The organism is Streptomyces sp. NPDC002055 (assembly GCF_040296705.1).
In the GTDB taxonomy this organism is placed as follows: Bacteria; Actinomycetota; Actinomycetes; order Streptomycetales; family Streptomycetaceae; genus Streptomyces.
On the sequence record NZ_JBEOXS010000071.1, the window covers coordinates 1 to 16,948 of the forward strand.

General features: G+C 69.1%; 16 protein-coding genes and 1 riboswitch. Of the genes, 11 read left to right on the forward strand and 5 right to left on the reverse strand.

The window, feature by feature from the left end:
• Positions 1 to 370: 370 nt before the first annotated feature.
• Positions 371 to 1,297 (reverse strand): SIS domain-containing protein, encoded by a 927-nt coding sequence (locus ABT112_RS30050; RefSeq protein ID WP_351514924.1) that lies wholly within the window; start codon positions 1,295 to 1,297, stop codon positions 371 to 373.
• 252 nt (positions 1,298 to 1,549) lie between these two features.
• Here ABT112_RS30050 and ABT112_RS30055 point away from each other — a divergent pair, with 252 nt between their 5' ends.
• Genes ABT112_RS30055 through otsB form a run of 3 tightly spaced genes read left to right on the forward strand, consistent with a single transcriptional unit; the run spans position 1,550 to position 3,922 of the window.
• The gene (locus ABT112_RS30055) at positions 1,550 to 2,773 is read left to right on the forward strand and encodes an ABC transporter substrate-binding protein (RefSeq protein ID WP_351514926.1); all 1,224 of its coding nucleotides are present in this window, start codon (positions 1,550 to 1,552) and stop codon (positions 2,771 to 2,773) included.
• A gap of 19 nt (positions 2,774 to 2,792) precedes the next feature.
• A complete protein-coding gene (locus ABT112_RS30060) occupies positions 2,793 to 3,026 on the forward strand; it encodes a DUF3263 domain-containing protein (RefSeq protein ID WP_351514928.1) in 234 nt (77 codons plus the stop codon).
• A gap of 35 nt (positions 3,027 to 3,061) precedes the next feature.
• Positions 3,062 to 3,922: a trehalose-phosphatase gene (otsB, locus tag ABT112_RS30065; RefSeq protein ID WP_351514930.1), complete on the forward strand. Its 861-nt coding sequence runs from the start codon at positions 3,062 to 3,064 to the stop codon at positions 3,920 to 3,922.
• A gap of 484 nt (positions 3,923 to 4,406) precedes the next feature.
• Here otsB and ABT112_RS30070 read toward each other — a convergent pair whose 3' ends face one another.
• Both ABT112_RS30070 and ABT112_RS30075 read right to left on the reverse strand, forming a co-directional pair.
• On the reverse strand, positions 4,407 to 5,882 hold the full coding sequence (locus ABT112_RS30070; protein ID WP_351514932.1) for an alpha,alpha-trehalose-phosphate synthase (UDP-forming): 1,476 nt from the start codon (positions 5,880 to 5,882) through the stop codon (positions 4,407 to 4,409).
• 224 nt (positions 5,883 to 6,106) lie between these two features.
• Positions 6,107 to 7,090 carry a glucosyl-3-phosphoglycerate synthase gene (locus tag ABT112_RS30075; RefSeq protein ID WP_351514933.1) on the reverse strand — a complete coding sequence of 328 codons (984 nt, stop codon included), beginning with the start codon at positions 7,088 to 7,090 and terminating at the stop codon, positions 6,107 to 6,109.
• A 199-nt stretch (positions 7,091 to 7,289) separates the two neighbouring features.
• Positions 7,290 to 7,431, forward strand: a riboswitch (SAM riboswitch).
• A 17-nt stretch (positions 7,432 to 7,448) separates the two neighbouring features.
• Here ABT112_RS30075 and thrC point away from each other — a divergent pair.
• The 4 genes from thrC (at position 7,449) to groL (ending at position 11,707) form a co-directional block, all read left to right on the forward strand.
• The gene (thrC, locus tag ABT112_RS30080; protein WP_502975487.1) at positions 7,449 to 8,765 is read left to right on the forward strand and encodes a threonine synthase; all 1,317 of its coding nucleotides are present in this window, start codon (positions 7,449 to 7,451) and stop codon (positions 8,763 to 8,765) included.
• Positions 8,762 to 9,040, forward strand: coding sequence for a MoaD/ThiS family protein (locus tag ABT112_RS30085; protein WP_351514935.1), 279 nt, complete (start codon positions 8,762 to 8,764; stop codon positions 9,038 to 9,040). The genes thrC and ABT112_RS30085 overlap by 4 nt, the downstream gene beginning before the upstream one ends.
• A gap of 414 nt (positions 9,041 to 9,454) precedes the next feature.
• The gene (locus tag ABT112_RS30090; protein ID WP_003986833.1) at positions 9,455 to 9,658 is read left to right on the forward strand and encodes a cold-shock protein; all 204 of its coding nucleotides are present in this window, start codon (positions 9,455 to 9,457) and stop codon (positions 9,656 to 9,658) included.
• A gap of 426 nt (positions 9,659 to 10,084) precedes the next feature.
• Positions 10,085 to 11,707, forward strand: coding sequence for a chaperonin GroEL (gene groL / locus ABT112_RS30095; protein ID WP_351514937.1), 1,623 nt, complete (start codon positions 10,085 to 10,087; stop codon positions 11,705 to 11,707).
• A 143-nt stretch (positions 11,708 to 11,850) separates the two neighbouring features.
• Here the strand turns inward: groL and ABT112_RS30100 are convergent, their stop codons facing one another.
• Positions 11,851 to 12,633: a VOC family protein gene (locus ABT112_RS30100; RefSeq protein WP_351514939.1), complete on the reverse strand. Its 783-nt coding sequence runs from the start codon at positions 12,631 to 12,633 to the stop codon at positions 11,851 to 11,853.
• Between the two features lie 383 nt (positions 12,634 to 13,016).
• Between ABT112_RS30100 and ABT112_RS30105 the strand changes: the two genes are divergently transcribed.
• The 4 genes from ABT112_RS30105 (at position 13,017) to ABT112_RS30120 (ending at position 16,216) form a co-directional block, all read left to right on the forward strand.
• Positions 13,017 to 13,463, forward strand: a complete 447-nt coding sequence (locus tag ABT112_RS30105; RefSeq protein ID WP_351514941.1) for a hypothetical protein — start codon at positions 13,017 to 13,019, stop codon at positions 13,461 to 13,463.
• 193 nt (positions 13,464 to 13,656) lie between these two features.
• Positions 13,657 to 14,901, forward strand: a complete 1,245-nt coding sequence (locus ABT112_RS30110) for a DUF7224 domain-containing protein (RefSeq protein ID WP_351514943.1) — start codon at positions 13,657 to 13,659, stop codon at positions 14,899 to 14,901.
• A gap of 5 nt (positions 14,902 to 14,906) precedes the next feature.
• A complete protein-coding gene (locus tag ABT112_RS30115) occupies positions 14,907 to 15,488 on the forward strand; it encodes a hypothetical protein (RefSeq protein WP_351514967.1) in 582 nt (193 codons plus the stop codon).
• Positions 15,488 to 16,216, forward strand: coding sequence for an ABC transporter ATP-binding protein (locus tag ABT112_RS30120; protein WP_351514944.1), 729 nt, complete (start codon positions 15,488 to 15,490; stop codon positions 16,214 to 16,216). The genes ABT112_RS30115 and ABT112_RS30120 overlap by 1 nt, the downstream gene beginning before the upstream one ends.
• A 67-nt stretch (positions 16,217 to 16,283) precedes the next feature.
• On the opposite strand, the gene ABT112_RS30125 is transcribed toward ABT112_RS30120, so the two are convergent.
• Positions 16,284 to 16,880: a hypothetical protein gene (locus ABT112_RS30125; RefSeq protein ID WP_351514946.1), complete on the reverse strand. Its 597-nt coding sequence runs from the start codon at positions 16,878 to 16,880 to the stop codon at positions 16,284 to 16,286.
• Between the last annotated feature and the right edge of the window lie 68 nt (positions 16,881 to 16,948).

Consider the following 16,948-nt stretch of genomic DNA (forward strand, 5'->3'; position numbering starts at 1 on the left):
CTGTTGTCCAGCCCGGAGGAATCGATTCATGACCCCGCCCCACTCGCCCGGCCCGTACGGTGCCTCGCACGAGGCGTCGTACGGGGGTGAAGGCGCCCTGCGCCCCCACCCCCTTGCGTCCGGACCACTCGGCTCGTCGTGGGCGCACCGCCGCGTTCATCTCGCCCTGCGGCCCCCTTGCGTTCATCGCGCCCTGCGGCCCCGTGCCTTTGCGTCCGGACCACCGGCCCGTCGTGGCGCGACGTCGTCCAGGCCTGGCCTGGTGGCCCTGACGTGCAGGTCGGTCCGGTGGCACTGCCTTCGCGTCGACCGCGCCGGTTTGCCACTTTCGTTCAGTGTGCGGTGGCGTCCATGCGGCGTAGCGGTTCGGTCAGTCGGTGAGGATCACGCTGCGGGTGAGGTTGCGGGGGTGGTCCGGGTTGTGGCCCTTGGATTCCGCTACCGCGACCGCCAGGCGCTGGGCGCGGATCAGGTCCGCCATCGGGTCGAGGTCGCCGTCCGAGTCGGCGATCAGGGTGCCGCCGATGCGGTCCACCTCGCCGGAGAGGCCCTCGGGGAGTTCGCCGAAGATCCAGGCGACTCGGTTGGGGCCGGTGATGGAGATGGGGCCGTGCCGGTACTCCATCGCCGGGTACGCCTCGGTCCAGGCCCGGGCCGCCTCGCGCATCTTGAGGGCGGCCTCCTGGGCCAGGCCGTACGTCCAGCCGCGGCCCAGGAAGGTCCACTGCTCCGCGCCGAGCACCGCGGCCGGCAGCGGCTGGGTGAGGGCGAGCTCCGCGTCCGCGGCGGCCTCGGTGACGGGCTTCACGCCGGGGGGCAGGCCGTGACCTTCCAGGCCGGCCCGGAGGAGGGCCAGCGCCGTGGTGGCGAAGCGGGTCTGGACGACCGACTCCTCGTCCGCCCAGTCCAGGACGGTGACGGCGTCGGCCGCGTCCATGACCGGAGTCCTCGGGTCGGCCGTGAGGGCGGTGGTCGGGGTGCGGCCGCGGAGGGCCGACAGCAGGGTCAGGACCTCGGTCGTGGTGCCCGAGCGGGTGATCGCCACGACCCGGTCGTAGCGGCGGTCCGCCGGGAATTCGGAGGAGGCGAAGGCGTCGGTCTCGCCCTGGCCCGCCTGTTCGCGCAGCGCCGCGTAGGCCTGCGCCATGAACCACGACGTGCCGCAGCCGGTCACCGCGACCCGTTCCCCGGGGCGTGGCAGGCCTTCCGCCGTCTCCGCGGCCTCCACCGCTCGGCGCCAGCAGGCGGGCTGGGTGGCCGTCTCGGCCGCGGTACGGGACTCCTCTGCTGCGGGCATGGTCGGTGCTCCTTCGAAGCGGAGTGAACTCGGGTCCGCCTCGTGGATAGCAGTCCTGAGCTGGGAGAGGGAAGGGCGCTGCGGAAGCGGAACATCCGGTGGTGTAGACCTTGTGGGGGGCGCGCCGACGGAGATCCGCGCCCCGCGCAGGGCCGGGGGAGCCCCGCGGTACGAAAGATTCAGGAACAAAGGGTGGTATCCGCAGTGCAGCGGCGGTATTTGGGCCTCATAGCGACAGGCACCACGATGGCCATGGCCCTCACGCTTTCGGGCTGCGGAAGCGACGGCTCGGTCGGCGACGATGTGACGATCAAGCTCGTCGCGGCCGACTACGGCGACTCGGCGGCCAACAGCTCCAAGAAGTACTGGAACGAGCTGGCCCGCGAGTTCGAGGCGAAGCACGACGAGGTCGAGGTCGACGTCGAGGTCTACAGCTGGAACGACGTGGACCGCAAGGTCGCCGAGATGGTCAAGCGGGGCGACGCCCCGGACATCGCCCAGATCGGCGCGTACGCGGACTACGCGGCCCAGGGCAAGCTGTACAGCGCGGACCAGCTGCTCTCCATCCCCACCCAGGCCGACTTCCTGCCCGGTCTCTCGAAGGCGGGCGAGCTCCACCGGGTCCAGTACGGGCTGCCGTTCGTCTCCAGCACGCGGGTGCTCTTCTACAACAAGAAGCTGTTCGCCAAGGCAGGCATCACCGCGCCGCCGAAGACCTGGAGCCAGCTCCAGCAGGACGCCCAGGCGCTGAAGCGGGCCGGGGTCAAGTCCCCGTACGGGCTGCCGCTGGGCAAGGAGGAGCCGCAGGCCGAGACGCTCAACTGGATGCTGAGCGGCGGCGGTGGCTACACCGACAACATCGGGAACTACACGATCGGTTCGCCCGAGAACATCAGCACCTTCGAGTGGCTGCGGGACGAGATGGTCGGCAAGGCCCTGACCAACGCCGACCCCGGCCGGACCAACCGCCAGGAGGTCTTCAACGGCTTCACCCGCGGCGAGGTCGGCATGCTCAACGGCCACCCGACGCTGATGCAGCAGGCCCAGGCCAAGAACGTGAAGTACGGCATGGCGCCGCTGCCCGGCAAGAACGGCGAGTCCGAGGCGACCACCGGCGTGGCCGACTGGATGATGGCGTTCAAGCAGAAGGGCCACCGCGAGCCGGTCGGCAAGTTCCTCGACTTCGCCTACAGCCAGGACAACGTCCTGAAGTTCGCGGACCGCTACGACCTGCTGCCGGTCACCACCTCGGCGTCCGAGGCCATGCGCGCCGACCGGAAGAACAAGGACCTGTGGGAGTTCCTCGACCAGCTCCCCACCGCCGAGTTCTACCCGGTGAGCAAGCGGTCCTGGGGACCGGTCGTCAAGCGGCTCAAGGGCTCCATCGGCACGGTCGTCGAGCCGAACGGCAACCCGTCCAGCGTGCTCGGCGCGCTCCAGCGCGACGCCGACACGACGGAGAACGCCTCCGAGTAGCGCCGGTTAGATTGGGCCCATGGAGGAGCAGAGCCTGTCCGACCGGGACCGCGCCGTCCTGGCCATGGAACGCAGGACCTGGCCGGGCCCGGGCGCCAAGGAGCGGGCGGTGCGGGAGCAGCTGGGGATGTCCCCGACCCGCTACTACCAACTCCTGAACGCCCTGCTGGACGATCCGCGGGCCCTCGCGCACGACCCGGTGACGGTCAACCGGCTGCGCCGGGTCCGCGAGTCCCGTCGCCGCAATCGCTGACCCGCGCAGGGCCCGGCCCCGGTAGGGTCGGGCCCATGGGCAGCATCCCGGATTCCCTGCCGACCCCTGCCACCCCCGCCGGACGCGACGGCCTCGCCGCGCTGCTGGAGCGGCCCGAACGGGCTGTGGTGGCACTCGATTTCGACGGCACGCTGGCGCCGATCGTGCCCGACCCGGACCGGGCCCGCGCCCACCCGGACGCCGTCCCCGCCCTCTCCCGCCTGGCACCGCTGCTCCAGTCGGCCGTGGTGATCACCGGCCGCCCGGCCGGGGTCGCCGTACGGCACGGCGGCTTCGCGGGCGTGCCGGGCCTGGAGCACCTGGTGGTGCTCGGCCACTACGGGGCCGAACGCTGGGACGCGGTGACCAGCCAGGTCCACGCCCCCGCCCCGCACCCCGGAGTCGCCGCCGTCCAGGCGGAACTCCCGGGCGTACTCGACCGCAACGGCGGCTGGCCCGGCACCTTCGTGGAGGACAAGGGCCGCGCCATCGCCGTCCACACCCGCCGCGCCGCGGACCCGCAGGGGGCCTTCGAATCCCTGCGCGAACCCCTACAGGCCCTGGCCGAGCGGCACGGCCTGGTCATCGAACCGGGCCGACTGGTCCTGGAACTCCGCCCGCCGGGCATGGACAAGGGCGTGGCCCTGGAGGAGTACCTGAGGCAGTCCGGCGCCGGCGCGGTCCTCTACGCCGGCGACGACCTGGGCGACCTCGCCGCCTTCGGCGCCGTGGAAAAACTCCGCTCCGAGGGCCTCCCCGGCATCCTGGTCTGCAGCGCCGCCACCTCGGGCGAGGGCGCCGACGAACTGTCCCAACGCGCGGACCTCGTAGTCGACGGCCCAGCGGGCGTAGTCACCTTGATCACCACCCTGGCCAACACCATCCGGAACAGGTAGATCACCTCCGGCCTCGGCAGGCTCGATCATCCGCCGACAAGCACCGACCGTCGACGAACGTGAAGCTGACGGACCCGCCCACCGTCTGGACGCTCCTCGCCCAAGCACGGATACCGGTCAGCCGCGGACGAGACGTGACGGTGCAGGGGCCACCTGCCCACTCTCTGGACAGCGATTGCCGACGTGCCCAGGCCCCGAAGGGGATCAGCCGCGGACGAGACGTGAGGGTGGCGGGGCCGCAGGGGTGGGGGGTTCCGGAAGCTTCCGTGTATTTGTGGCCCCCAGGGCCGTAAATATACGTTCCGGAACCCCCCACCCCGGAGGCCCCGGCACCCGCCCGCCCACACGGCTTCGGCGCTCGCACCCCGGCCTGGCAAGGCACCCCGCACCCGCCCGCCCACGCAGCACCCGTGCTCGCACCCCAGCCCGGCAGGGAACCCGAACCCCGCAGAACCCTGCCCCGCAGGACCCCGGCCAGCCGCTCTCACCCCTCCCGCAACGCCGCCAACTGATCCAGAAACCACCGCTCCGGCGGCAACGCCGTAGCCGCGGCAGCCAGCCGCTTCGTCCGCTCCGCTCGCTCCCCCCGCGGCATCGACAGCGCCCGGTGCAGCGCCCGCGCCGTCCCCGTCACGTCGTACGGGTTCACCACCGTCGCCGCCTCGCCCAGCTCCTCGTACGCTCCCGCCTCCCGCGACAGCACCAGCGCACAGCCCTCGTCGGAGACGACCGGCACCTCCTTGGCCACCAGGTTCATGCCGTCGCGGATCGGGTTGACCAGGGCGACGTCGGCCAGCCGGTACGCGGCCAGGGAGCGGGCGAAGTCGTCCTTCACGTGGAGGACGACCGGCTGCCAGCCCTTCGTGCCGAAGTCGGCGTTGATCCCGTCGGCGACCCGCCGCACCTCGGCGGTGTAGTCGCGGTAGACGGCGAGGTCCTGCCGGGAGGGGTAGGCGAAGGCGAGGTGCACGACGCGGCCGCGCCACTCGGGGTGGTCGTCGAGGAGCAGGCGGTACGCGTGCAGCCCGCGGACGATGTTCTTGGACAGCTCGGTGCGGTCGACCCGGACGATCACCTTGCGGGCCTCGCCGTCGCTGCGGCCGATCTGTTCGCGCAGGCCGGCGAGCCGTTCCTCCACGTCGGGGCGGTGCGAGCGCTCCAGCAGGAAGTCCGCGTCGGCGCCGAGCCCGTGCACCCCGAGCCGGGTGGTCCGGCCGCCGTGCACGACCGCCGAGACGTCGGACGGGCCGCCGGGCTCGACGGTGCTGTCGGTCAGGACCTCGGCGCAGCTCACCGAGAACGCGCGGGCCCAGCGGCGGGTCAGGAACGCGGCCCGGTCGGCGCCGAGGATGCCGCGCAGCAGCTGGGCGGCGATGTCGTCGGGGAGCAGCCGGAAGTAGTCCACGGGCGCCCAGGGCGTGTGGGAGAAGTGGCCGATCCGCAGGTCGGGGCGGCGTTCCCGGAGCATGCCGGGGACCAGGCACAGGTGGTAGTCCTGCACGAGGACGGCGGCGCCCTCGGCGGCCGTCGAAGCCAGCGCCTCCGCGAAGGCCTCGTTGTAGCGCTCGTAGGCGGCCCACTGGGCGCGGAACTCGGCGTCGAAGGCCGGTTCCAGCGGGGTCTGGTAGAGCATGTGGTGGACGAACCAGAGCACCGAGTTCGCGATGCCGTTGTACGCCGCGGTGAAGGTCTCCGGGTCGATGTCGAGCATCCGTACCCGCCGGCCGCCGGAGTCGGCCGGGTCGAGCTCGCCCGCGGCGCGGTGCACGGCCTCGCGGTCGCCGTCGCCGAGGGCGGCGCAGACCCAGAGGGCGTCGGTTTCGGATCCGATCGCGCTCAGCCCCGAGACCAGCCCGCCGCCGCCGCGCTTGGCGGTCAGGGAGCCGTCCTCGGCGAGGGTGTACGCGACGGGGCCGCGGTTGGACGCGACGAGTACCTCGGCAGCCTGCTCTGCGACCATGTCGCGAGCCTAGCCCGCGAAAGATCCGCTCAAACGTGCGGACAGGGGCGGTTTGTCACCCGGAGGGGCCACCGGAGGCCGGTACGGAGCGTCGCGGCGCCGGTACGGAGCGCTCGCCGGCCGCGCCCGTCCGGGGTGCTCCGGCGCACCCGCGGAGCGCCCGGGGCCCGCGGGGGCGCGGACCCGGGGAGCCGCGCCGGTCAGGCCACCCGCCCCCGCGCCGGTCAGGCCACCCGCCCCCGCCCCGCGGCCTCCCGGGCGCGCACCTCCCGGTACTCCGGAACGGTGATCACCGGCGGGCGTTCCTCGGCCGCCACCTCGTGCACGGACGGCGTGAACCCGCCCTCCGCACCCCGGTCGAACTGGGTGAGCACGGGCCGTACGAGGTGGCCGCGGGCCAGCCGGGCCTGGGCCGTCCGGTAGATCGTGGCGGCCATCCGGCCGAGCGCCTGCCCGTCCTGGTGGCGGTGGCGCCGCACGCCGACGTCGACCTGGGCCAGCGCGTCGAGCCCGGCGAGGTCCAGCGCGTCCACCAGCATGCCCAGCTCGATCCCGTAGCCGACGGGGAAGGGCAGCCGCTCCAGCAGGGAGCGGCGGGCCGCGTACTCCCCGCCGAGGGGCTGCACGAAGCCGGCGAGCCGCGGCCAGTGCAGGTTGAGCAGGGGGCGGGCGACGAGTTCGGTGACCCGGCCGCCGCGGTCGCCGGTGTCGCCGAGCGGCCGGTCGTACATGGCCTTGACCAGGTGCAGGCCCGGGTCGGTGAGCAGCGGCCCGACGATGCCGGAGACGAAGCGGGCGGAGAAGTCGCGCAGGTCGGCGTCGACGAAGCAGACGATCTCGCCGCGGGTGACCAGCAGCGAGCGCCACAGCACCTCGCCCTTGCCGGGCAGGGCGGGCAGCCGGGGCAGCACCGTGTCGCGGTGGACGACGCGGGCTCCGGCGGCGGCGGCGACCGCGGCGGTGCGGTCGGCGGAGCCGGAGTCGATCACGATCAGCTCGTCGACGAGCGGGACCTCCGGGCTCATCAGCTCGCGCCGGACGGTCTCGACGATCGGCCCGATCGTGGCCTCCTCGTCGAGGGCGGGGAGCACCACGCTGACCGTTCCGGACGGGCCTGCCGCCTGCTTCGCGGCGAGGAGCCGGCTCAGCGGCCGGTCGGCGGCCGACCAGGAGCGGTGCTCCAGCCAGCGCTCCACCTCTTCCAGCACGTGTTTTCGTCTCCCTGGTGTGGTCGCGGGGCGGCCCGCGGGTGACCGGGGCGGTGGCCCGCTGTGATCCGTCTCGCGGTTCGGACGACTATCTCAACTGTGGGGGCCGTCGGTTACAGTCTTGAACAACGCGGGAGTCCACTTCATGTCGGGGTGGCCTGCCGCGGACAAACGCACCGGGCCCCGCCCGGCGCCATACCGCTCATCCAGAGGGGCAGAGGGAACGGCCCGTTGAAGCCCCGGCAACCCTCCGGCCGGTCTCGTCTCAAGACGCGAGGCTCCCGGCTCGGGAAGGTGCCAATTCCGTCTCGTGGCGAAGTACGTCGCGAGGAAGATGAGGAGAAAGGGCCTCGCCTCCATGGCTGTGCAAGCTGCTACCGCCACTTCGTCCGCGGATTCCCAGGACGCCACCTCCGGTTCCACCCCCGTCGCTCTCGGCCCCGCCACCGCGCTGTCCTGCCGCGAGTGCGGTGAGCGTTTCGCCCTCGGCCCGATCTTCGCGTGCGAGGTGTGTTTCGGGCCGCTCGAGGTCGCGTACGACCTGCCGAGCGGCGACCCCGAGGGCCTGCGGAAGCGCATCGAGGCCGGTCCGGACAACATCTGGCGCTACGCGCCGCTGCTGCCGGTCCCCGCCGACGTCGCCGACAAGCCGAATCTGAACCCGGGCTTCACCAAGCTGGTCCGGGCCGACAACCTCGCCCGTGAGCTGGGCGTCACCGGCGGCCTGCACGTGAAGGACGACTCGGGCAACCCGACGCACTCCTTCAAGGACCGGGTGGTCGCCATCGCGGTGGAGGCGGCCCGCACCTTCGGCTTCACCACGCTGTCCTGCTCCTCCACCGGCAACCTGGCCGGCGCCGTCGGCGCCGCGGCGGCCCGCTCCGGTTTCCGGTCGTGCGTGTTCATCCCGCACGACCTGGAGGCGGGCAAGGTCGTCATGGCCGCGGTCTACGGCGGCGACCTGGTCGGCATCGAGGGCACGTACGACGACGTCAACCGCTTCTGCAGCGAGCTGATCGGCGACCCGATCGGCGAGGGCTGGGGCTTCGTCAACGTCAACCTGCGCCCGTACTACGGCGAGGGCTCGAAGACGCTGGCGTACGAGATCTGCGAGCAGCTCGGCTGGCGGATCCCGGACAACATCGTGATCCCGATCGCCTCCGGCTCCCAGCTCACCAAGATCGACAAGGCGCTGAAGGAGCTCATCGCCATCGGTCTGGTGGAGGACAAGCCGTACAAGATCTTCGGCGCCCAGGCCGAGGGCTGCTCCCCGGTCTCCCGGGCCTTCAAGGACGGCCACGACGTGGTCCGCCCGGTGAAGCCGGACACGATCGCCAAGTCGCTCGCCATCGGCAACCCGGCCGACGGCCCGTACGTGCTCGACATCTGCCGCCGCACCGGCGGCGCCGTGGAGGACGTGAACGACGAGCAGGTCGTCGACGCGATCAAGCTGCTGGCGCGCACCGAGGGCATCTTCGCGGAGACCGCGGGCGGTGTGACGGTGGGCGTGCTGCGGAAGCTGATCGAGGCCGGGCGGATCGACCCGGCCGAGGAGACCGTGGTGCTGAACACCGGTGACGGCCTCAAGACCCTGGACGCCGTGGCTCCGACGACGGGCCCGTCCGCGACCATCCGCCCCACCCTTGACTCGTTCCGAGAGGCAGGCCTCGCATGAGCGTCAACGTTCGAATCCCCACGATCCTGCGTACGTACACCGGTGGCCGGGCCGAGGTGCCCGCCGAGGGCGCGACTCTCGGCGAGGTGCTCGCGGACCTGGAGAAGAACCACCAGGGCATCGGTGCCCGGGTGCTCGACGACACCGGCAAGCTGCGTCGATTCGTGAATGTCTATGTGAATGACGACGACGTGCGTTTCAGCGAGGGCCTGGAGACGGCCACGCCGGACGGCGCGGGTGTATCGATCATTCCGGCGGTCGCCGGCGGCTGCTGAACCATAAACGCAGGAACCTTGCGTAAATAGGAATGGCCCCTTCCGTAAGAGAAACGGAGGGGGCCATTCTGTGTGGTTGATCGCGGTACAGTTGAGCGATCCCCCACCGGCAGCTCTGCCGAACGCATATGAGAACGCGACAAGATGTGCCCGAAGTGTGCGCGCGATTTGTCGCGTTGATGCCCGTTTGTCTGACCCAACTTGTCCTGACTTCACGGTGATTCAGGGGATAGCTCCCTGCGGCCCCGCTCAGAATTCTCGTCCGTTTGACCTGTTGCAGAGGGCATCTGTGCGGATACATTCAGCCGCGGTCGACGCGTTACGGCGCACACCTCCTACCTGTCGGGAGGTGAGGTCTGACCCGGGTCCGCGGAGTGCGGTCCTGTGCAAGGGCCAGTAATAGGGGAGTTAGGGATGGCTCAGGGCACCGTCAAGTGGTTCAACGCGGAGAAGGGCTACGGCTTCATCGCGGTCGACGGTGGTGCGGACGTCTTCGTGCACTACAGCGCGATTCAGATGGACGGCTACCGCACCCTCGAGGAGGGCCAGCGGGTCGAGTTCGAGATCTCGCAGGGCCAGAAGGGGCCGCAGGCGGACATGGTCCGTGTAGCCGGCTGATACGCGCCGACTGACTGCAGCGCAGGGCCCGCTTCCCCCCGGGGAGCGGGCCCGCTTCTGTTTGGCGTCCGCCAGACCGCCATGCCCTATTGAGCCCTCTGGGGCGCTTGCTCCCACCCGTCGCCCGACCGCCACCCCTCATCGAAGCCCTGCGGGCGCTTGCGCCCACCCGTCACCCGACCACCACCCCTCAAGGATCCCCTTCGGGGGCGCTTGCACTCGAGGGGGTCGAGTGCTAATCATTGGCGTTAGCACTCTGACGTTGAGAGTGACAGAAGGACCGGGTCGGTGAGGCCCGCAGGCCGGGTGGGACAAGGAAACCACCAGGTGTGCAGGTCGTCCGTCGCGGGCGCCAGCGCGGTCCGGAGCAATCCGCCCCTTGCACCCTGTGCCAGGGACCCCCGACGTCCGGGAGGACCACTTCACATGGCCAAGATCATCGCGTTCGACGAGGAAGCGCGGCGCGGCCTCGAGCGCGGGATGAACCAGCTCGCCGACGCCGTCAAGGTGACCCTCGGCCCCAAGGGCCGGAACGTCGTCCTCGAGAAGAAGTGGGGCGCCCCCACGATCACCAACGATGGTGTTTCCATCGCCAAGGAGATCGAGCTCGAGGACGCGTACGAGAAGATCGGCGCCGAGCTGGTCAAGGAGGTCGCGAAGAAGACGGACGACGTCGCCGGTGACGGCACGACGACCGCGACCGTCCTCGCCCAGGCGCTGGTCCGCGAGGGCCTCCGCAACGTTGCCGCGGGCGCCAACCCGATGGCCCTCAAGCGCGGCATCGAGAAGGCCGTCGAGGCCGTCTCCGCCCAGCTGCTCGAGCAGGCCAAGGACGTGGAGACCAAGGAGCAGATCGCTTCGACCGCCTCCATCTCCGCCGCCGACACCCAGATCGGCGAGCTCATCGCCGAGGCGATGGACAAGGTCGGCAAGGAAGGCGTCATCACCGTCGAGGAGTCGCAGACCTTCGGGCTCGAGCTCGAGCTCACCGAGGGCATGCGCTTCGACAAGGGCTACATCTCCGCCTACTTCGCCACCGACATGGAGCGTATGGAGGCGTCGCTCGACGACCCGTACATCCTGATCGTCAACTCCAAGATCTCCGCGGTGAAGGACCTCCTTCCGCTGCTGGAGAAGGTCATGCAGTCCGGCAAGCCGCTGCTGATCATCGCGGAGGACGTCGAGGGCGAGGCGCTGTCCACCCTGGTCGTCAACAAGATCCGTGGCACCTTCAAGTCCGTCGCCGTCAAGGCCCCGGGCTTCGGTGACCGCCGCAAGGCCATGCTCGGCGACATCGCCATCCTCACCGGTGGCACCGTCATCTCCGAGGAGGTCGGCCTCAAGCTGGAGAACGCCGGTCTCGACCTGCTGGGCCGCGCCCGCAAGGTCGTCATCACCAAGGACGAGACCACCATCGTCGACGGTGCCGGTGACAGCGAGCAGGTCCAGGGCCGCGTGAACCAGATCCGTGCCGAGATCGAGAACTCGGACTCGGACTACGACCGCGAGAAGCTCCAGGAGCGCCTGGCGAAGCTGGCCGGCGGCGTGGCCGTCATCAAGGCCGGTGCCGCGACCGAGGTCGAGCTCAAGGAGCGCAAGCACCGCATCGAGGACGCGGTGCGCAACGCCAAGGCCGCCGTCGAGGAGGGCATCGTCGCCGGTGGCGGCGTGGCCCTGCTGCAGACCGTCTCCGTGTTCGAGAAGCTCGAGCTCGAGGGCGACGAGGCCACCGGTGCGCAGGCCGTCAAGCTCGCGCTCGAGGCCCCGCTGAAGCAGATCGCGGTCAACGCCGGTCTCGAGGGCGGCGTCGTCGTGGAGAAGGTGCGCAACCTGACCCCGGGTCACGGCCTCAACGCCGCGACCGGCGAGTACGTCGACCTGGTCGCCGAGGGCATCATCGACCCGGCCAAGGTCACGCGCTCCGCGCTGCAGAACGCCGCCTCCATCGCGGCGCTCTTCCTCACCACCGAGGCCGTCATCGCCGACAAGCCGGAGAAGGCCGCCGCGGCCGCTCCGGGCGGCATGCCGGGCGGTGACATGGACTTCTGATCCGTCTCGACGGATCGGCTGTTCACAGCTGTACGGACCGAGGGCGGCACCCATCACGGGTGCCGCCCTCGGGCGTTTTCTCGGGCAGTTCCCGGAGATCGGTCGGGACGTGCGTTCTCCGGGAGCGTCCGGGCTTCGACGGCTCACATGGGCTTCGGGGCGATGACCGCGAAGGCCGCCGACTGCGGGTCGGCGACGACGGCCATCCGGCCGGCCACCATGTCGAACGGCGCCTTGAGGACCGTGCCTCCGGCGGCGGAGAGCTTGGACACCGTCCCGTCCACGTCCTCCACCGAGAAGTAGGCGAGCCAGTGCGAGGGGGTGCCGGACGGCATCTGCTCGCTCAGCGGCTGGAGCCCGCCGACGGTACGCCCTTGGGCGGAGATCGCGTAGTAGCTCTCCGCGCCTTCCATCTGTGTGGTCTCGATGCCGAGGGCGCTGGAGAGGAAGGCGGTGGACGCCTGGACGTCGCTGGTGTTGAGCTCGTTCCAGATCAGTGAGCCCGGCTCGTTGACGACGGCCGCGCCGAAGAACTCCTTCGGCTCCCAGACGCCGAAGACGGCTCCCGTCGGGTCGGCCGCGACCAGCATGCGGCCCAGGTCCATCACGTCCATGGTGGGGACCATGACATTGCCGCCGCCGGAGCCGATGGCCCGCTCGGTGGCGTCGGCGTCGGCCGAGGCGATGTAGGTGGTCCACACCGGGGGCGGCGCGGGCTGGTCGCCCATGGCCTGCGCGGACATGATCCCGGCGACCGGATTCCCGCGCAGGGTGCAGACGGCGTACCCGCCGGTCTCGGCCGGGCCGACCTCACCGGCCCAGCCGAACAACTCGCTGTAGAAGTCCAGCGCGGCCTGCTGGTCGGGGACCACGAGATCGATCCAGCACGGGGTGCCGGGCTGGTACGGGGCGGTGACTTCGGACATCGGTGCCTCCTGGTAGAGACCGGTCGCCCCGGGGCGGCCGGTGGGCAAGCAGCCCCCTCGGCCACCCTCCCTACGCACGGCCCGGGACGCCACTCGGCACGCCGCCGGGGCATCGGCGCGAACCCGGGCGGAGGCGGCCGGAGGCGGCCGATGTCTTTGCCGAGGACAGAGCAGCGGGGCCCTCAAGTGCGGCCGCCTTCGGTATTGAGGTCTGTCGCCTTATTGAACGTTGCATAGAGAGGGTGTCGATGCCGACTGTGCGACCCGGTCGAATATTTGACAGGTACAGAAGGATTGAGTTAGATGTACCCGACGTGCATAAAAAGCCCCTTCAATGCTTATATGAAGCATGAAAACGGGGCTAAGGGGAGGGAATGCATAATATGGACATTCGGGTCAATGGGCGTGCTGCGTTAGTCGGTGGCTTTGCCTCCTTGTTCGTGCTGGCCTCGGCTGCCATTGCGGTTGCGGTCGATCCCCCGCACGACAAGAAGATCAGGAACGGCCGTGAGGGGTGGGAGTCCACTCGATGGTCGGATGAGCAGTACTCGCAACTCTGGTTCAAGGGTTGCGATTCGACGTCGATCGCAGGAAGGCCGGTCAGCGTCACGGTCCGGTACTTCGAAGACAAGGACTTCCGGCCCGACCCGGGGTACGACTCGAAGAAGTTCACTGACTGCTTCAGGTCGGACTCGGCCAAGAGCATGGGTGAGTGGAACAACTTGCCACGAGGGAACGGCTTCTACGTTCGAATCGTGGATGTCAACTCCACGCAGTGGGACAACGTGGATGTCAAGAGCTACACGGTAGACACCACCGCGTCGGACTGACCGGCGAAGAGAGTCGGCGGAGTGCGGTTGAATCGACCGCACTCCGCTGGACAGCCTGCATTGTCCGTGAGTTCGGTGTGATGGAGGCCCGCAGCCTCAGGGGTTGAATCGCTCTGTTGGAAGCGATTGGATTCTCGGGTGCAGGGGGACCGTTGGTGTTCGCTCCGCTGCTCGTACCTTGAAAGAATGCTTGGTGAACTTCTTCACGCGACTTCGAGTCAGTAGCGCCCTGCGGGTTCTGCCTTTCTCGCTCGTGCTCGTTGTTTTCTATTACGGAAAGAACGGGTCATCCCCCGGGGGTGTCGATTATGCGCCCACCCTCGTTTCCGAGGCGCTCGGGACGATGTATTCCTTTGCGTACGCCGTTGTATCGGGCCTGGGGGTCTGGGAAGGGGGAAAGCTCAGGCAGAATGGTTTGTGGAGCGTGGGGGCCGGTCGGTCGCGATTCCATATTGCTGCGCTCACGCTGGTGCCCGCGATCCTGCTGGCATGGCTGATGCTCTTGTCCCCGGTCGTGCTGCTGCTGTGTGAAAGGCGCGTTCTCCCCGATCCGGGCAGTCTGCTTCCTCTCGGTATGGCGATGCTGCTCTGTATCGCACATGCCAGTATTGGGTTCGGCATCGGGCTTCGGCTTCCGCACCTTATTGCTGCCCCCCTGATGGTGGTCCTTGTCTGGATCGTGGTTGCCTTCTCGTGGACGGTTGAGCCGAATTGGGTTCGGCATTTGTTCGGGCAGTACCCGACCACCCTGATGTTCGGCGAGCGAGCCACCGTCCACTCGCTGATGCCGCACATTCTGCTCACCGGGGGCATCGCGGCGAGTATGTGGCTCTTGTGGCTACCGCTGAGTCGATCATCCATCCGCGTGACGCTCGCGTGCTTGGCTGCGCTGGGGGCTGTCGGAGGTTCGTGGGCGATGGTCCACACGTGGACCTTCAACCCGCCGTTGCTGACCGGCGCTGCGCCGGTCGAGTGTGCCGGCCGGAGCCCCCGGGTGTGCATGCCGCGTGTGACAGCCAGTCGCCTGCCCGAGGTGCGCGATCAAATGACCTCTGTGCTGGATGACTTCCGTGCTGCTGGTGTCACCCGCAGGCCGGCCCTGATCAGCGACACTCTGAATGATGGCCGATTCTCCGTGCGATCCACCGCGCGGACGTGGCATGTCCCGTTGACCGTCATCGCGGACAAAGGAAACTCCCGGTACCAGTTCGCCCTTTCGGCCGTCCGGTTCCCTTGTAGACGTCCTGACCCCTTTACCGGGGCTGTGGTGCAGGCGTGGGTTGCCCGGGTGACCGATGAGGGGGCGGCGTATCGTAAAACGACAAAGCCACAGCAGGGAGTTGAGGCGGAAGTCGCCCGTGTCGCTGCCATGTCCGTTCCGGAGCAGGCGAAGTGGTTCCGCAACAGCTTGGTCGAGGGCTGCGAAAGGGGCGCGTGACCGGCATGACATGGTGGTTCAAGGCTCGGCGTGGTCACACGGTGCTGCCCTTGGCTCTGGCAGGATTCCTGGTATTCGCTATTGCCGCGCGCAACACATCTGTCGTGCTGCCGTCGCTCCTCAATGGGAGCGGCCAGGTGGTACTGATGACTTTTACTCCTGTTCCGGTAGCCGCAGGGCTCATGGCGAGCCTCAGCTCCCGGCTGGATGCCGCGGAAGTCTCCGGCGTGAGGCCGGTGGCGCTGCTGGATGCGGCGCTCGCCGCCGGGGTGACGGCGGTTGCCGTACTCATCACCTGTGCCGCCGGTGCGGTACTGGGGCAGTCGGACATCGTCGCAGCGGGGCGGAACACGACCTTCCTGGTCGGTCTCATGCTCTGCGTCCGCCCTTTCGCGGGACCGCCTGCGGTCATGGCTCCCGTGGGATGGCTGATGTTGGCCGTACTGATCGGTGTCCGGCCCGGGGGCGACCCCTACCCCTGGACCGTGGTCCGCGAACCGCTCGACGCCACGCACGCTGCTGTGATCGCCGTTGTGGTGTTCTCGATGGGAATCGTGGCCACGTACTTTCCGACGAGGAAAACCTGATGACCTTGCGCTTTAGTTCCTGCAACTACTCCTACGGCCCATGGCGTCCGCTGGTTCTGGAAGATGTCGATTACGAGCTTCCCGCTGGGTTGACCATCCTGCTGGGACCCAATGGCGCCGGGAAATCAACGCTGTTGAAGCTTGCCGCCGGTGTTGCTCGCTCCCGCTCGGGCAGCATCACCTTGGGCAGCCTCGCCGCACCGACCAAGGCGTATCGACGTGAGGTCGCTTGGATGCCGCAAACGATCACGGCCGTCCCCTCGCTCAGTGTCCGCGAGTACGTTGCCTACGTGGGCTGGCTCAAGGGCATGAATCGGCGCGACGCCTGGGAGCGAGCTCGTGACTGTTTGAGCAGGGTTGAGCTGGCTGACAAGGAGAACACGAAGACGACACGCCTCTCCGGCGGCCAGTTGCGCCGTGTGGGCGTGGCCGCGGCGCTCGTCCACGATGCCCGGGTTCTGCTTCTCGATGAACCGACGGCGGGGATGGACCCCCACCAGCGGCGGGTGTTCCGTGACACGCTCAGCGGGCTCACCGAGGATGTGCAGGTTCTGATGTCGACCCATGACGTCGCTGATCTCGCCGAAGACGCCGACAACGTATCCGTCCTCCGTGAGGGACGGATACGACAGTCCGGCGATGTGTCGGCTTTCCTGGCCCACGCCCCCCAGGGAACTGCGCCGGCCCGGACCGCGGAGGCCGCTTACACCGCACTCCTGACCTCCTGAACGCGGTTCGTCCGGATGCCGTGGGCCGATACTCATGGGCAAACCGCATCGGCTGCAAACTCTCCGGCTAAAAGCTCTTCGGCAGATCGGCCATCATGCTCTTCCGGATCCCTCCGGGCGCCACAACCACCGAGATTTTCTTCTTCCCGGGCGAGGTGGCCGTGGTGACCGAGCCGCGCTGCCGCGAAACCGAAGCCGGTACGTCTGAGGAGTACTGGACCACCATGGCGTTCTTTCCGCATGACAGTGATGCCCGCCCAGTGCCCTCCGAGTCGGCCCCTGATGAGGTGCTGTAGGGGCCGGCTGGGAGGTTGGAACTGCCCTCGGACTTGTGGTCCGGCCACCCGGTGATCAAGTTGATCGAAGCGTTCTTCGTGTGCCCGGAATTCACCACCAGGACGCCGCACCTGTCGCCCTCGGTGTAGGCGATGATGCGTGCTTTGCCCTTGTGTACCTCGCCGAGGACCCTTTGAGTTCCGGGTGACTCCCCGGATTCTCGCCCGGCCAGCGGGTCGCCGCTGATGCTGATGTCCGGCAACCGCTTCAATGCCGCCGGTTCGGGGGAGGGAGGAACCCTCTTCTGCCCTTCCTCTCCGCTGGTGCATGCGGTGCACATGAGCCCGAGGGTGACACCGACAACCAGGGCCGTGGTTCGCTTCGTCATCTGTGACACCCTCTCACGGTGCGGCTCGCGGCCTACTCGGTCCACTGGTTCCAGCAGACGGATGCCGG

Coding starts and splice junctions, on each gene's coding strand:
- thrC (WP_502975487.1), top strand. CDS start 7,449: ATGGCTGTGCAAGCTGCTACCGCCACTTCGTCCGCGGATTCCCAGGAC.
- ABT112_RS30050 (WP_351514924.1), bottom strand. CDS start 1,297: ATGCCCGCAGCAGAGGAGTCCCGTACCGCGGCCGAGACGGCCACCCAG.
- ABT112_RS30125 (WP_351514946.1), bottom strand. CDS start 16,880: ATGACGAAGCGAACCACGGCCCTGGTTGTCGGTGTCACCCTCGGGCTC.
- ABT112_RS30105 (WP_351514941.1), top strand. CDS start 13,017: ATGGACATTCGGGTCAATGGGCGTGCTGCGTTAGTCGGTGGCTTTGCC.
- ABT112_RS30120 (WP_351514944.1), top strand. CDS start 15,488: ATGACCTTGCGCTTTAGTTCCTGCAACTACTCCTACGGCCCATGGCGT.
- ABT112_RS30055 (WP_351514926.1), top strand. CDS start 1,550: ATGGCCCTCACGCTTTCGGGCTGCGGAAGCGACGGCTCGGTCGGCGAC.
- ABT112_RS30115 (WP_351514967.1), top strand. CDS start 14,907: ATGACATGGTGGTTCAAGGCTCGGCGTGGTCACACGGTGCTGCCCTTG.
- ABT112_RS30085 (WP_351514935.1), top strand. CDS start 8,762: ATGAGCGTCAACGTTCGAATCCCCACGATCCTGCGTACGTACACCGGT.
- groL (WP_351514937.1), top strand. CDS start 10,085: ATGGCCAAGATCATCGCGTTCGACGAGGAAGCGCGGCGCGGCCTCGAG.
- otsB (WP_351514930.1), top strand. CDS start 3,062: ATGGGCAGCATCCCGGATTCCCTGCCGACCCCTGCCACCCCCGCCGGA.
- ABT112_RS30090 (WP_003986833.1), top strand. CDS start 9,455: ATGGCTCAGGGCACCGTCAAGTGGTTCAACGCGGAGAAGGGCTACGGC.
- ABT112_RS30070 (WP_351514932.1), bottom strand. CDS start 5,882: ATGGTCGCAGAGCAGGCTGCCGAGGTACTCGTCGCGTCCAACCGCGGC.
- ABT112_RS30100 (WP_351514939.1), bottom strand. CDS start 12,633: ATGTCCGAAGTCACCGCCCCGTACCAGCCCGGCACCCCGTGCTGGATC.
- ABT112_RS30060 (WP_351514928.1), top strand. CDS start 2,793: ATGGAGGAGCAGAGCCTGTCCGACCGGGACCGCGCCGTCCTGGCCATG.